The organism is Nocardia sp. CA-128927, from assembly GCF_050955855.1.
Taxonomy (GTDB): Bacteria; Actinomycetota; Actinomycetes; order Mycobacteriales; family Mycobacteriaceae; genus Nocardia.
In genome coordinates this window covers 4,740,075-4,754,196 of the sequence record NZ_CP192087.1, presented here as the reverse complement: position 1 = coordinate 4,754,196, position 14,122 = coordinate 4,740,075, and the positions used below count along the sequence as shown (strand labels likewise).

Genomic DNA, 14,122 nt, shown 5'->3' with positions numbered 1-14,122 from the left:
ATGTCCCGTTCAGGGGTTCAAGGGCTCCCGCGCACGTCACAGATGCGCCATTCAGGCCTCTTCCAGCACACCATCAGGTCACGGATGACGCTGCAGCGTGTTCGAGTGGCCCCTTGCACGCCCTTGAACACACGCCACGACGTACTTGAGACACGCGAGATATTTGCTGAAGCGAACAAGCAACCAGCTCCATACCCGACCGACTGGCCTCTACCGAATAACGGGGTGGTCGCTGGCCCAACCCCGACGAAGACCGACGAGCCCGGCGTGTCTCACCGAGTCGATTTCCGCGAATCCATGCGAAGCCAGCAACCATCGGTGTAGTGGGGCCACAACCACCCCTACCCCGGCACTCAGCCCACCGAGAACTCCCTAAAACGGGCACCGCAACGCAACAGCTAGCCCCCTAGCCAGTGCGCGCGCCGAACACGGGAATCACCCTCTGGTTCTGCGGATCCCGCAACGGCGCCAGCAGCGACGACAACGCCTGCTCCACCATCCACGAGCCCATCACCCCGACCAGATCGACATCGGGCATCGCGACCAGCAGCACCGGATCCCCCGGCTCGATCCCGGCCTGACGTCGCCGCTCGACCGGCAACCGGACATGCCCCCGACGATCGATCAGAGACCGACTCCGCTCTACTGAACCGATCGTGATCACCGAGCCGACCAACCCGAACCCCACCGCCGTCCCCGACGGCCACCCCATCGCCTCGAACACACGCTGCCCACACACCCTCGACCGATCATTGATGATCGACACTGCCAACTCCGGCAACCGCAACGGATCCGAGGAAGGCGAAACCGCCGACTCGAGCAGGGACTCCGACTCATCCAGGCACCGGTCCAGCAAGACATGGAACTGCAGACGATCGAATCTGGGCATAGGTCATCACTCCTCAGACCTGCCGCTGATCGCCTCGTCTCCCAACACCATCAAAGCCGAACCCGACAACGCACGCCACCCTGAAACCGACCGCGAACGAACTGGAGTGTCGACCCTTGCGGTGAAAACCTGCCGTCGACACCATGGCCGCCCGAACGTCCGTACATCGACGTAGGCCGATCTGTAGCCCACCAACTCACGCTGACTTCAATCAGAACGAGTAAGCGACCAGCCGCCTGTCGCGCGTTCTCATCGGTCGAGCGGCGGGCTTCACGCAGAGGATCACGACCGCAAGCCTGAAAGCTCATTCACCTGCGGTGATTCGGATATCAGCCGCTGGGGCCAAGTCCAGTCGGTGATGGCGGGGTCGTCTTCGCCGTGCTGGCGGGTGTAGGCGCGGGCGGACAGCCGGGCATCGGCCATCTGCTGGCGCAGGATCGCCACCCGGCTGCCGAGCGACGGAACGCGATCGATGACGTCCATGACGAGGTGGAAGCGGTCGAGGTCGTTGAGCATCACCATGTCGAATGGTGTGGTGGTGGTGCCTTCTTCGTTGTATCCGCGGACGTGGATGTTGTGGTGGTTGGTGCGGGCGTAGGTGAGTTGGTGGATCACCGACGAGTAGCCGTGGAAGGCGAAGACCACCGGCTTGTCGGCGGTGAACAAGGCGTCGAAGTCGCGATCGGACAGGCCGTGGGGGTGTCGGTTGTCGGGTTGCAGGCGCATCAGGTCGACGACGTTGATGAACCGGACCTTCAGTTCGGGAAGGTGGGTGGCGAGTAGGTCTGCGGCGGCGAGTGTTTCGAGTGTGGGGATGTCGCCCGCGCAAGCGAGTACGACGTCGGGTTCGCCGTCGGTGGTGCCTGCCCACGGCCAGATCCCGAGTCCTCTGGTGCAGTGGGCGATGGCCTCGTCCATTGTCAGGTAGGTGAGTGCGGGTTGCTTGCCCGCGATGATGAGGTTGACGTAGTTGCGGCTGCGCAGGCAGTGATCGGCCACCGAGAGCAGGGTGTTGGTGTCCGGCGGCAGATACACGCGGGTGATCTCGGCCTTCTTCGTGATCACGTGGTCGATGAAGCCTGGGTCCTGGTGCGAGAACCCGTTGTTGTCTTGACGCCAAACATGGGACGACAGTAGGTAATTCAGCGAGGCGATCGGAGCTCGCCACGGGATTTCCCTGGTGGTTTTGAGCCATTTGGCGTGCTGGTTGAACATCGAGTCGACGATGTGGATGAACGCCTCGTAGCAGTTGAACAATCCGTGCCGCCCGGTGAGCAGGTAGCCCTCGAGCCAGCCCTGACACAGATGTTCGGAGAGCACTTCCATGACTCGTCCGTCGGGAGCGAGATGGTCGTCTCCGGCCACTGTGCTTGCGTCCCAGGCTCGATCGGTTCGTTCGAAGACCGCCGAGAGTCGGTTCGACGCTGTTTCGTCCGGGCCCATCAGCCGGAATCGGTCGGGGTTGGCGGCGATGATGTCGCGCAGGAATTCTCCGAGTACTCCGGTCGCCCCACTGAACGTGACAGCGGGATGTGCCACCGGGACGGCGTAGTTGCGGAAGTCGGGCATGGACAAGTCGCGCAGCAGTCGACCGCCGTTGGCATGCGGATTGGCGCTCATCCGCTGAACACCTTGGGGGGCAAGGGAAGCCAGCTCCGGAACGAGCCGTCCGGTAGCGTCGAACAGCTCCTCGGGACGGTAGCCGCGCATCCACTGCTCCAACTGCGCCCGGTGCCCCTCGTCGGTTCGAGTGTTCGCCAGCGGCACCTGGTGCGCGCGCCAGGTGCCCTCGACCGGGAGACCGTCGACCACTTTCGGCCCGGTCCAGCCTTTCGGAGTGCGCAGGACGATCATCGGCCACGACGGGCGCTCCGAGCCGGTGCCGGCCCGGGCGTCGCGCTGGATGGTCGCGATGTCGTCGCACACTGTGTCGAGGGTCGCGGCGAGTTGTTGGTGCACCTCGGCGGGGTCGTCGCCGACCACGAAGTACGGGGTGTGGCCGTAGCCGCGCATCAGCGAGGCCAGCTCCTCGTCCGGGATACGTGCCAGCACAGTGGGATTGGCGATCTTGTACCCGTTGAGGTGCAGTACGGGCAGCACCGCGCCGTCGGTCACCGGGTTAAGGAACTTGTTCGAATGCCAGCTCGCGGCGAGCGGGCCGGTCTCGGCTTCACCGTCGCCGATCACGCACAGCGCCAACAGATCCGGGTTGTCGAAGACGGCACCGTAGGCGTGCACGAGGGCGTAACCGAGTTCGCCGCCTTCGTGGATGGACCCCGGCGTCTCGGGTGCGACGTGGCTGGGAATCCCGCCGGGGAAGGAGAACTGCCGAAACAGTGCCCGCATGCCGTCCTCGTCCTGGCTGATCGAGGAGTACACCTCACTGTAGGTGCCCTCCAGGTAGGTATTGGCCACCAGTCCCGGTCCCCCGTGCCCGGGGCCGGTCACATACAGCGCGTTGAGGTTTCGTGCTTTGATGACGCGGTTCATGTGCGCGTAAAGCAAATTGAGGCCCGGCGTCGTGCCCCAATGTCCGAGCAACCGCGGTTTGACGTGTTCGGCGCGCAACGGTTCGCGCAGCAGTGGATTGTCCAGCAGATAGATCTGGCCCACCGACAGATAGTTCGCCGCTCGCCAGTAGGCGTCGATCAGCTGCAGGTCATCGGCGTTCAGCGTGGGGTTCTCGGCAAGATGAATGGACGGCACGGTGGCCTCCTCTGGGTAGTTGCTCAGGTGTTGGTCGCCACCGACGCGGATTGCTTGGTGGCGGTGCTGAATCGGGCGGCACGGCGACGCAGCGAACGGCTCGTGCTGTAGCGCCTGCGCCGCGGTGCGACGGTGACGGCTGCCATGCGATAGAAGACGCGTTTACCGATTTCGATCAGAACGAGATAGCCGACGACCATGGCGGCCAGTACGGCGAAGTACAGACCGGGCAGCGGACTGAAACCGAGCGTTTGCGCCAGCGGTGTGGCCGGCAGGACGGCGCCGATCGCGACTACCCCCAGAGCGGCCATGGTCAGCGCCACGCTGGGACGGCTGCGGAAGAACGGGATCCGGCGGGTGCGGATCGCGAAGATCACCAAGGTCTGCGTCGCCAGTGACTCGACGAACCAGCCGGTGCGGAATTCCACCGGCCCGGCATGGAAGATCCCGAGCATGACCGCGAAGGTCACAAAGTCGAACACCGAACTCAGCGGACCGAAGAACATCATGAAACGCCGGATGAAACCGATATCCCAATGCGAGGGACGACGCAATTGCTCCTCATCGACATGGTCGGTCGGGATAGCGAGCTGACTGGTGTCGTAGAGCAGGTTGTTGACCAGGATCTGCGAGGGCAGCATCGGCAGGAACGACAGGAACACCGATGCACCCGCAGCGGAGAACATGTTGCCGAAGTTGCTCGACGTGCCCATCAGGACGTATTTGATGGTGTTGGCGAAGATACGGCGGCCCTCGCCGACACCGTCGGCCAGCACGTCCAGATTCTTTTCCAGCAGGATCACATCGGCCGCGTCTTTGGCGACGTCGATGGCCGAATCCACGGAGATACCGACATCGGCGGCGTGCAGTGCGAGCGCGTCGTTGACACCGTCACCAAGGAACGCGACAGCTCCCCCGCTGAGGCGTTGGACCCGCACTATCCGGGCTTTCGCCGCGGGGCTGATGCGGGCGAACACGGTCGTTGCCGTAATCGCGACTGCGAGCGCGGCGTCATCGAGCGCATCGACCTCAGCGCCGGTCAGCACGCCTTTGCCGAGTCCGAGATCGCGGCAGACCTTCGACGCGACGGCCGGGTTGTCGCCGGTGACCACCTTGACCGAAATCCCCAACGTCGCCAGCCTGCGCAATGCGGCGGCGGCGTCGGTTTTGGGTGGGTCCAGAAATACCAGCAGCCCGACCAATCGCAGGTCGTGCTCGTCGCGAGTTGTCGGTGGCTGCTGATCGCGGGCGGGGCGGGCGGCGACGGCGACCACGCGGTTGCCTGCGGCGAACTCCGCGGCCAGTGCTTCGCGTGCGGCGGCGGGCACCTCGATGCATCGTTGCAACACGGTTTCGGGTGCGCCTTTGGTGATCAGGGTCGACCGGCCCGCACTGTCGCGGACCAGGACCGAGACCATGTTGCGTTGATGGTCGAAAGGCAGCACACCGAGTCTGGTGTAGCTCGCCAGGGCGGACTGTTGGGCCTTGACTTCAGGTGCGTTCCACAGTGCTTGGTCGAGCGGGTTTCCGCCGACGATGTCGCCGGGTTCTCCGCTGTGTTCGGTGCACAGCAGTCCCCACCGCAGCACACTGTCGGGGTCGGCATCTGCTGCCGGTATCGCGCGGGTGAAGTCGATGTGTCCCTCGGTGAGGGTGCCGGTCTTGTCGGTGAACAGGACATCGACGTTGCCGAGATCCTCGATGCACACCAGCCGTTTGACCAAGACTTTGCGCTGGCTCATGCGCCGCGATCCCGCGGCAAGACTGCTCGACACCACCGCGGGGAGCAGTTGCGGGGTGATCCCGACCGCGATCGCCAGTGAGAACAGCAGCGCGTCCATCACCGGTTTGTGCAGGACCATGTTGGTCACGAATATCGACGTGGTCAGCGCCCCGGCCACGTAGACGAGCAGCATCGAGAACTTGCGCAGTCCGACCTGAAACTCGGTGTCGAGTGGATGGGTGTTCAGTCCCGCGGCGATCTTGCCGAACTCGGTGCGCGCCCCGGTGGCAACGACGAGCCCGCGACCGCTACCCGCATTGACCACCGTGCCCATCAGCGCACATCCGGACAGCTCGGCCAACGCAGTGTGCGCGGGCACAGTGTCAATGGTCTTGTCGACGGGCAACGACTCCCCGGTCAGCACCGATTCGTCACAGGACAGGCCCGTGACCTCCAGCAGCCGAAGGTCTGCGGCGACGATATCGCCGAGCCGCAGATCGAGGATGTCCCCCGGGACCAGGTCGGTCACGTCGACCTGGCTTGGCCGGCCGTCCCGGATCACCACGGTCTGGTGGTGGATCTGGTCGTGCAAGCCTGCCGCGGCCTTCTCGGCCCGATACTCGTTCACCGCCCCGAGTCCGACCGACAGCGCGACGATCACGCTGATGACCAACGCGTCGCTGCGTTCACCAAGGAAGAAGGAGACGAACGCCGCGGCCAACAGCAACGCGAGCAACGGCGAGCGCACCTGATGCCAGAGCACCAGCAGCAGACGGGCGCGGTGTGAGGACACCGCGTTGCGCCCCCATCGCGCCCGCCGACACGCGACTTCACCGCTCGACAAACCCGCACCGATATCGGTGCCGAGCTGCTCCAGCAACTCGGTGCTGGACATTGCCGCAGCGGACACGATTCCGGTTGCGGGTGAGTCCGGGCGCACGGCCTCGATGGCGGTCATCGTAGAGCGGACGGTGATCCGTTGTTCACCGACGCTACCGACGCCAGCGTTCGCCAGGGCCAGAAGGCAACCGGCCTGATACTCGGAAATGTTGCAGCAGACGCATTTTCGCGAACCGTCCGATGCTGGACACCACGGGACAGTGAGAAACCCTGTGAAGCGACAAGGACGATCATGGCAACTCCAGCACTGCTGGTAGCGCAGTCGCGTACAGAGTGTCTACGACTTACGTCTACAGCGTAGTCGTGTGACCGCGCGACAGCGCCCTGCCCGACGACAGCTCCATCGATCGGCGATGTCAGCGGCATAGAGCGTTCGTCAGCGCTCACGGACGACGATCATCGGCACCTCAACTGAATGCAGCAGTGCGTTGCTGGTCGAACCGAGCACCATGCTGGCGAATCCACCACGCCCGTGACTACCGACGACGACCAGTTGGGCGTTGGCTGATTCATCCAGCAGTGAGCGAACCGGCCTGTCGGCCAACACGATTCGGCGTACCGCGACGTCGGGGTAGCGCTCGGTGTAACCGGCGAGGCTCTCGGCAAGGACGGCCCGCGCGGAGTCCTGCATGCCTTCCCAAACCGCGGCCGTCGAGTCTTGTCCGCTGACATCGCTCCACGTGTGCAGCGCGGTCAGGCCGACCTTGCGGCGCGAGGCTTCCTCGAAGCCGAGCGCCAGGGCCGCAACGCTGTTACTGCTGCCGTCGACTCCGACGAGTACCGGCTGACGCGCTGAGACCGCGTCGATTGCCGACATCCCGTGGATCACCGCGACCGGGCAATGCGCATGCTGAGTGGTCGCGGTGCTGACCGACCCGAGCAGTCCGCGCTGGAACGCACCCATCCCACGGCTACCGACGACCAGCATCCGCGCCTGTGCGGACCGTTCGATCAGCATCGGGATGACAAGCTCGAACGACAGCTCGGTGGTGATCTGCGATTCGTCGCCCGGTGCCGCGGTGTGTGCGATCCGGGTGGCCTCGACGAGGATTTGTTCGCCGTCGTCGCGCTGCCACTCCAAGTCGGCTTCAGCCAGGGAGATGCCCGGTCCGAAACCGGCCTGGATCGCCAGCGAGGTGACCAGGTGCAGTCGGCAGTGATGCAACCGTGCTTCGACCGCGGCCCAGGCCACGGCCTGGGCCGAGCTCGCGCTGCCGTCGACGGCAGCGATGATCGGTGGGTTGAGTTGTGTTGATGGCGAATGACTTTCGATAGACATCGGGCACTCTTCCTCGATAGGGAGATCAGTGGTTGACTCGGACCGAGCCGACCGGTTTCGCGGCAGTCGGACACAACACAGCGCGTCGGTGCAGGTACTCGGACTCGTCGACATCACCGCTGGCGAACCGTTCAGCCAGCAGCGCCTCGGGCGAGAGCCTGGTCGGCTCATTTGTCGTCGTCGCCGGCTGCGTGCTGGCGGACCTGCCGATCGCGATGATCGCGACGGCCGCCGTGATCCACAGCGGGACGACGACCAGAATCATGAGGACGAACATCCACCACTGTGGGCCATCCTCGTACCAATACATCATTGCCTGTCCTCTGTGATCGGCTGATTTTGGTTCTCCGGCATGACCGTTCAGCGCGTTATCGGCGGCGTCGACCGTCTACATCGAGCATTCCGCTGAACCTCGCACGCGGGCAGAGAAGAAGGTCACCCGTTCCCTGCCGAGTGGCCCGACCTGCTCGCAGTGCCGCGCCTTTCCCCGAACGCTGGTGGCCGAAGGTCCTTCGGTAAGCGTCGGTTCGGCACTGTGCGCTGCGACAACGCGAACGTAGCGTCGAAGTCAACAGCTTCCGCAGGTAAATGAGGAGAAACAGATGCACTCACGAGTCGTCTACGAATCCATGTTCGGCAACACCGCCGCTGTCGCCGAGGCCATCGCGGCGGGGCTACGCACCTACGGCACCGTCGAGGTGCTGAACGTCGCCGCGGCCGCGAACGTGTCCGCACCGTCGGTCGATCTGCTGGTGGTCGGCGCCCCGACGCACACTTTCGGCTTGAGCAGGCAGCGAACCCGGCGCGACGCCGCCGGACGCACCGACGCGCCGGTCGTGATCGACATCGGCGTTCGGGAATGGCTCGACGCGGCGCTTCCCGTACCCGCAGGCAGCCGGGCGGCGGCATTCGGGACGAAGATCGCGAAGCCGTCCTGGCTGCCGGGCTCTGCCGCACACGGTGCGGGTAAACGGTTGCGGCGCTTGGGTTATGAGCTTGTCGGCGACCCGATGGACTTCCTCGTCGACGGCATGACCGGACCGCTAAGCGCGGGGGAACTGGCACGGGCCCGTGCCTGGGCCGAACGCCTCGCCCACGTCGAGCACGACCACCTCGCGCACCGCGTCTGAAATCGACCGGCCGACAATGAACTACCACATTCTGGTCGATCACTCGGCCGCACAAACAGTCCTCGAACTGCACCGTAACGTCTACCCCGACGACGCCGGAGACGACATCCGCAACGGCATGCAGGCACTCTACGATCTGGGTGCCACGACCGGTTTCGTCCCGTCCGGACCGCCGACCACGACGTATCTGGGCAGATTCGGGTCCGGCATATCGACCGAGGTCCAATTCGAACTCCCGATGACAGCGGGACCACTCGACGATCCCGACGAGCAGGCCGGACTTCGGCACAACGACCCCTTCTTGTTCGCACACACCACCCATCGCGGCGGCTACCACCAGATCGGCGAGGCCTACCGCGCCCTCTACGCGTGGCTCGACACCTCGATGTTCCAGCAGGCCGGGCCGCCGACCGAGGTGTACCTGGTCGCACCCAGTGAGGTACTCGATCCTGCCGAGCTACTCACCGAGATCCGCATCCCCATCGTCCCCGCCGAACTCGCGGTGCGCGTCGCGGCGCCGTTCGACCGGACCGTGTCGATCGTGCGAAACGCGTTGACCGAGCAGGGGTTCGGCGTGCTGACCGAAATCGATGTCCGGGCGACCCTGCGGGCGAAACTTGGTTGCGAGATGGAGGATTACCTCATCCTCGGCGCCTGTAACCCCGCCCTCGCGCGAGAAGCCCTCGATATCGATCGTCAGGTGGGCCTGTTGATGCCCTGCAACGTCGTGATCCGCGCCGACGCCGACAGCGTTGTCGTTGAAGCGGCCGACCCAGACCGGATGCTCGGCGCGGACGATCGACCCGAGTTGCGTCCGATCGCACAGGACGCCCGCACCCGTCTCGCCGCCGTACTCCTGGCCGTCGCGCAAGCCACCGCGGCATCTCGATAACCACACCGATCACCGCCCCGCAGAAAGCCGAAATCAGATGTCCCCCAACACTATCAACCATCCAGTTCTCGTCGGCACCGATGGCTCCGAAGCCGCGACCGACGCCGTACGCTGGGCCGCCTGCGACGCGGCACGCCATGGCGCGCCGCTGCACATCGTGTACTCGATCGACGTCCCGATGGACTTCGGCCCCAGCCTGGCCTTCACCCGCATCGACTATGACGCCTACCGGCAAGCCGGTGCCGTAATCACCGACAAGGCACGCGAATCCGCCATTGCGGCGGCCGCGCCGATCGCCGGCCTCGACGTCAGGACTTTTGTCGTCGAAGCCCCGCCGATTCCGGTGCTGCGTGATCGGTCCGCGGACGCGCGACTGCTCGTCATCGGTACCCACGGTTACGGCGCTATCGGCCGGGGTCTACTCGGGTCGGTGAGCACATCATTGGCCAGACACGCACTGTGCCCGGTCGCGGTGATCCCCGCGGCGACAGACGGCAAACCGCAGCGGGCGCATGGCCCGGTAGTCGTCGGCGTCGACGGTTCCGCAGGTGGTGCGCTCGCGCTCGACGTCGCTTTCGACGAAGCGTCCCGCCGTGCCGCTCCGTTGCTCGCAGTCCGCACCTGGTCTGGGTTCAGCCACTACATCCCGCGTGTCGATCTGCGTCAAGAGGCCGAGATGCTGCTCGCCGAGGCCATCGCGGGCTACCAGGAGAAATACCCCGACGTTCAGGTGACCCGGCTTATCGCCCAGGCGCGCCCGGCCACGTGTCTGCTCGAGACCGCCGAACTCGCTCAGCTGATCGTGGTCGGCAGCCACGGCCACCGCGGCTTCGCCGGAATGACGCTCGGATCGGTCGGCCAAGCCGTGTTGCACGGCGCACACTGCCCGGTCATCGTCGCCCGCCCACCGAACTGACCTCCCGACCACCGTTCACCGTAGGAGAAACCCCGTGTACGCCATGACTTTTCGTGGTCCAGGCCAACCCAGCTGGGACCAAGTCCCCGACCCCGAAATCCAGCACAGCACCGACGCGATCGTGCGCGTCGACGCGGTCACGATCTGCGGAACCGATCTGCACATCCTCAAAGGCGATGTCCCCGAAGTTATCCCGGGACGTGTTCTCGGCCACGAAGCGGTCGGCACGGTCACCGAAGTCGGTGCTGGTGTGCGCTCCCGCAAAGTCGGTGACCGCGTACTGATCTCGTGCATCTCCGCCTGCGGTACGTGCCGATTCTGCAAGGAAGGCCGCTACGGTCAGTGCATGGGTGGCGGCGGCTGGATTCTCGGCCACCTGATCGACGGTACCCAAGCCGAATCCGTGCGTGTGCCCTTCGCCGACATGTCCACCCACCCGATCCCCGACGGCATCACCGACGAACAGATGCTGATGCTGGCCGACATCCTGCCGACCAGCCACGAAGTCGGCGTGCTCAACGGCAGGGTCCGTCCCGGCGACGTGGTCGTCACCATCGGCGCGGGACCGATCGGGTTGGCCGCGATCATGACCGCACGGCTCTACAGCCCCGGCCACATAGTGGTCGTCGACCTCGTCGACAGTCGGCTGCAGGCCGCCAGCAAGTTCGGCGCGGACAGCACACTCAACAGCGCCCGCGATGACGTCCGAGCGCACATCGCCCAGCTCACCGGCAACCTCGGCGCCGATGTCGTCATGGAAGCCGTCGGCGTGCCCGAAACCTTCGAGCTGGCAGTCGATCTCGTCCGCCCCGGCGGTCACGTCGCCAACATCGGCGTACACGGCGCCCCGGCCACCCTGCACCTGGAACGCCTCTGGACCCGCGACCTGACCATCACCACCGGCCTGGTCGACACCAGCTCCACCCCCACCCTCATCCAACTGATCCGCACCGGCCAGCTCGACCCGACACCGATGATCACCCACCACTTCGACATGAGCGAATTCCCCAGCGCCTACGACACTTTCGCGCGCGCCGGCGAGACGGGAGCACTCAAAGTGATGGTCTCGCGGACCGCGCAACAATGACCGCCCGTCACGGACGAACCCCGGAGATCGATCCGGAACTGGATGTGACGACCAAAGTCGACGCCGGCGCGGCCGAACGACTCCGGATCCACGCCACTTTTCGAAGGACCGTACGCATATGAGAACAAGGACAGCCCTCACGGTCGGCACCACGACATACCTTGCCGCACTGGCATTGAGCTACGAGGCAATACTGCGCCGTCGGTGTCTCACCTGGGGCGCGACGACCGACGAGGTCGCTCGCATCATGCCGGGTGACGAGTTGCCGACGGCCCCCGACATCATTACGACCAGGGCGATCACCATCGCCGCTAACCCGGCGGCGATCTGGCCATGGCTGGTCCAACTCGGCCCCGGCAGAGGCGGCGCCTACACCTACGACTGGATCGAGAATCTACTCGGGCTGAACATGCACAGCACCGACAAGATCCTTCCACAGTTCCAAAACCTCTCTGTCGGCGACACTTTCGCCCTCGGCAAAGGCGGACAGCGCCTTCGTGTCGTCACTCTCGAACCCGAACAAACCCTGGTGTTCGCGTCCACCGATGGACACTGGGCGTGGGCGTTCGGGCTCTATCCGAGTGCCGAGGGCACCCGGCTGGTGAGCCGCAACCGAATCGCCCTGCCCGAATCCGGTCTGCCCAGCAGGCTGTTCAACCGATTCGTCATGGAACCGGGAAGCTGGCTCATGGAGCGCAAGATGCTGATCGGCATCAAACAGCGAGCCGAACGCGGCAGCACCGTGGCGAACAACTTCGGCCCACCCGATCAGGACCGCACGCACCTAGTCCGACTGACGTAGCCGGAACAGGCTCAATCAACAACCAGTCGTGAGAGAGACACTCGGATGCCAGCGATTATCAGCACCAAAGGATTGACCAAGCTCTACGGGCGCAAGCCCGCCCTGGTAGACGTGGATCTCGAAGTCCCAGCCGGAGTCGTCTTCGGCTACCTGGGACCCAACGGCGCGGGAAAGACCACCACCATCCGACTACTGGTCGGCCTGATGCGACCCACCCGCGGCACCGCGGCGATCGGCGGGGCGGACACGGTGCGCGCACGATCCGAGTCTCAACGCCATATCGGTTATCTCCCAGGCGAATTCGTCGGATACTCCGACCTCACCGCCAATCAGTATCTGAGCTACCTCGCACACCTGCGCGGCGGCGTCGATGACAAGGTCCGCCGCCTGTTGACCGAGCGGCTAGGACTCGACCCCACCGTGCGCATCGGCGCGATGTCCCACGGCAACAGGCAGAAGGTCGGCCTCGTGCAGGCGTTCATGTCCGAACCCGACCTGCTCGTCCTCGACGAACCGACCTCCGGCCTGGATCCCTTGGTACAGCGCGAATTCCACACCCTGGTTCACGAGGCGAAGGCCGCTGGCAGCACCGTGTTCCTGTCCTCGCACGTGCTCTCGGAGGTGCAGGAGGTGGCCGATATGGTCGGCATCCTGCGCCAAGGCCGACTGGTCGAGGTGCGCTCCATCGGTGAGCTCACCGCCCGGCCGCTGCGCCACATCGATCTCGTATTCACCGGTGCGGCACCGGCTCTGGATCGGCTGCGCCAGCTCGACGGCGTGCGGTCGGTGCACCGCAACGCCAAAGCGGTGCATATCGAACTCGAAGGCTCGACGGCCGAACTGTTACGGGTCGTGGCGCCGTTCGAGGTCACCGACATCATCAGTCACGAACCTGACCTCGAAGAGATCTTCCTCAACTATTACGGTCAGGACTGAAACGCCATGCTGCGCAACGTGTATACGAAATCACTGCGCGATCAGCGCCGAGGACTCGTCGGCTGGAGCATCGGCGTCATCCTGCTCGTCCTGCTCGAATCCGCCATCTGGCCGACGTTCTCGGACATGGCCGGCATGCAGAGCTTCCTGAAGAACTACCCCGAAGCCATGCAAAAACTGTTCAATCTAGACCAATTCAGCACGGGCACAGGGTTCTTGAACGCCGAGCTGTTCACCATGCTGCTGCCGATCCTGTTTCTCGTGTTTGCTATCAGCCGGGGCGCCCGCGGCATCGCCGGCGAGGAGGAGCGCGGCACCCTGGAAGTTCTCCTCGTGAACGGTATTTCACCGATCCGGCTGGCGCTGGAGCAGGCTGCCGTGGTCATCACCTCGGTTGTCGTGCTCGGACTCGCACTGTTCGGATCAATCGTGGTGTGCTCGGCGATCTTCGGACTCGGCATACCGATCGCCGCCATTGCCTCCGGCGCGTTGTCGATGACGCTGCTGGGAATGGAGTTCGGTTTGATCGCCGCCGCGATCGGTGCGGCCACCGGCAAGCGCGTGCTGGCGATCGGTGTGTCCTCGGTTCTCGCGGTCGCAGCGTATGTGCTGTATGTGGCCAGCCAGCTGGTCACAGCGATCACCCCGTGGGGGCCATGGTCACCGTTCCATCAAGCCGTCGGCGGCGGGCCGATGGGCGCCGGACTCCCCCTCCCTTATCTGTGGCTCGCGCTGGGCGGAATCTGCTGTGTGCTGGCCGCTTTGCCGATCTTCGACCGCCGAGACATCGCAGGCATTTGAGCCGCCCCGAATTCGATGCGCGGCGTCGGCACCGTCGAACTGGATCGTCAACAACGTAATC

General features: G+C 64.8%; 12 protein-coding genes. 7 read left to right on the top strand and 5 right to left on the bottom strand.

Going from position 1 to position 14,122, the window contains the following annotated elements; all coding sequences use genetic code 11:
• Positions 1-406 precede the first annotated feature (406 nt).
• The 5 genes from ACQPW1_RS22315 to ACQPW1_RS22295 form a co-directional block, all read right to left on the bottom strand.
• Positions 407-889 (bottom strand): AbrB/MazE/SpoVT family DNA-binding domain-containing protein, encoded by a 483-nt coding sequence (locus ACQPW1_RS22315; RefSeq protein WP_433664627.1) that lies wholly within the window; start codon positions 887-889, stop codon positions 407-409.
• A 282-nt stretch (positions 890-1,171) separates the two neighbouring features.
• Positions 1,172-3,595 carry a phosphoketolase family protein gene (locus tag ACQPW1_RS22310; RefSeq protein WP_433664626.1) on the bottom strand — a complete coding sequence of 808 codons (2,424 nt, stop codon included), beginning with the start codon at positions 3,593-3,595 and terminating at the stop codon, positions 1,172-1,174.
• Positions 3,596-3,618: 23 nt separating this feature from the next.
• Positions 3,619-6,276, bottom strand: coding sequence for a magnesium-translocating P-type ATPase (gene mgtA / locus ACQPW1_RS22305; protein ID WP_433664625.1), 2,658 nt, complete (start codon positions 6,274-6,276; stop codon positions 3,619-3,621).
• 318 nt (positions 6,277-6,594) lie between these two features.
• Entirely contained in the window at positions 6,595-7,497 is a 903-nt protein-coding gene (locus ACQPW1_RS22300) for a universal stress protein (RefSeq protein WP_433664624.1), read from the bottom strand.
• 25 nt (positions 7,498-7,522) lie between these two features.
• On the bottom strand, positions 7,523-7,810 hold the full coding sequence (locus ACQPW1_RS22295; protein ID WP_433664623.1) for a hypothetical protein: 288 nt from the start codon (positions 7,808-7,810) through the stop codon (positions 7,523-7,525).
• 289 nt (positions 7,811-8,099) lie between these two features.
• On the opposite strand from ACQPW1_RS22295, the gene ACQPW1_RS22290 reads away from it, so the two are divergent.
• The 7 genes from ACQPW1_RS22290 (at position 8,100) to ACQPW1_RS22260 (ending at position 14,061) form a co-directional block, all read left to right on the top strand.
• Positions 8,100-8,627, top strand: a complete 528-nt coding sequence (locus ACQPW1_RS22290; protein WP_433664622.1) for a flavodoxin domain-containing protein — start codon at positions 8,100-8,102, stop codon at positions 8,625-8,627.
• Between the two features lie 16 nt (positions 8,628-8,643).
• Positions 8,644-9,519: a DUF302 domain-containing protein gene (locus tag ACQPW1_RS22285; RefSeq protein ID WP_433664621.1), complete on the top strand. Its 876-nt coding sequence runs from the start codon at positions 8,644-8,646 to the stop codon at positions 9,517-9,519.
• A gap of 37 nt (positions 9,520-9,556) precedes the next feature.
• Entirely contained in the window at positions 9,557-10,435 is an 879-nt protein-coding gene (locus tag ACQPW1_RS22280) for a universal stress protein (protein WP_433664620.1), read from the top strand.
• 43 nt (positions 10,436-10,478) lie between these two features.
• Positions 10,479-11,522, top strand: a complete 1,044-nt coding sequence (locus ACQPW1_RS22275; RefSeq protein ID WP_433665307.1) for a zinc-dependent alcohol dehydrogenase family protein — start codon at positions 10,479-10,481, stop codon at positions 11,520-11,522.
• A gap of 118 nt (positions 11,523-11,640) precedes the next feature.
• Positions 11,641-12,324: an SRPBCC family protein gene (locus tag ACQPW1_RS22270; RefSeq protein ID WP_433664618.1), complete on the top strand. Its 684-nt coding sequence runs from the start codon at positions 11,641-11,643 to the stop codon at positions 12,322-12,324.
• Positions 12,325-12,369: 45 nt separating this feature from the next.
• Positions 12,370-13,260, top strand: coding sequence for an ABC transporter ATP-binding protein (locus ACQPW1_RS22265; RefSeq protein ID WP_433664617.1), 891 nt, complete (start codon positions 12,370-12,372; stop codon positions 13,258-13,260).
• A gap of 6 nt (positions 13,261-13,266) precedes the next feature.
• Positions 13,267-14,061, top strand: a complete 795-nt coding sequence (locus ACQPW1_RS22260; RefSeq protein ID WP_433664616.1) for an ABC transporter permease subunit — start codon at positions 13,267-13,269, stop codon at positions 14,059-14,061.
• Positions 14,062-14,122 lie beyond the last annotated feature (61 nt).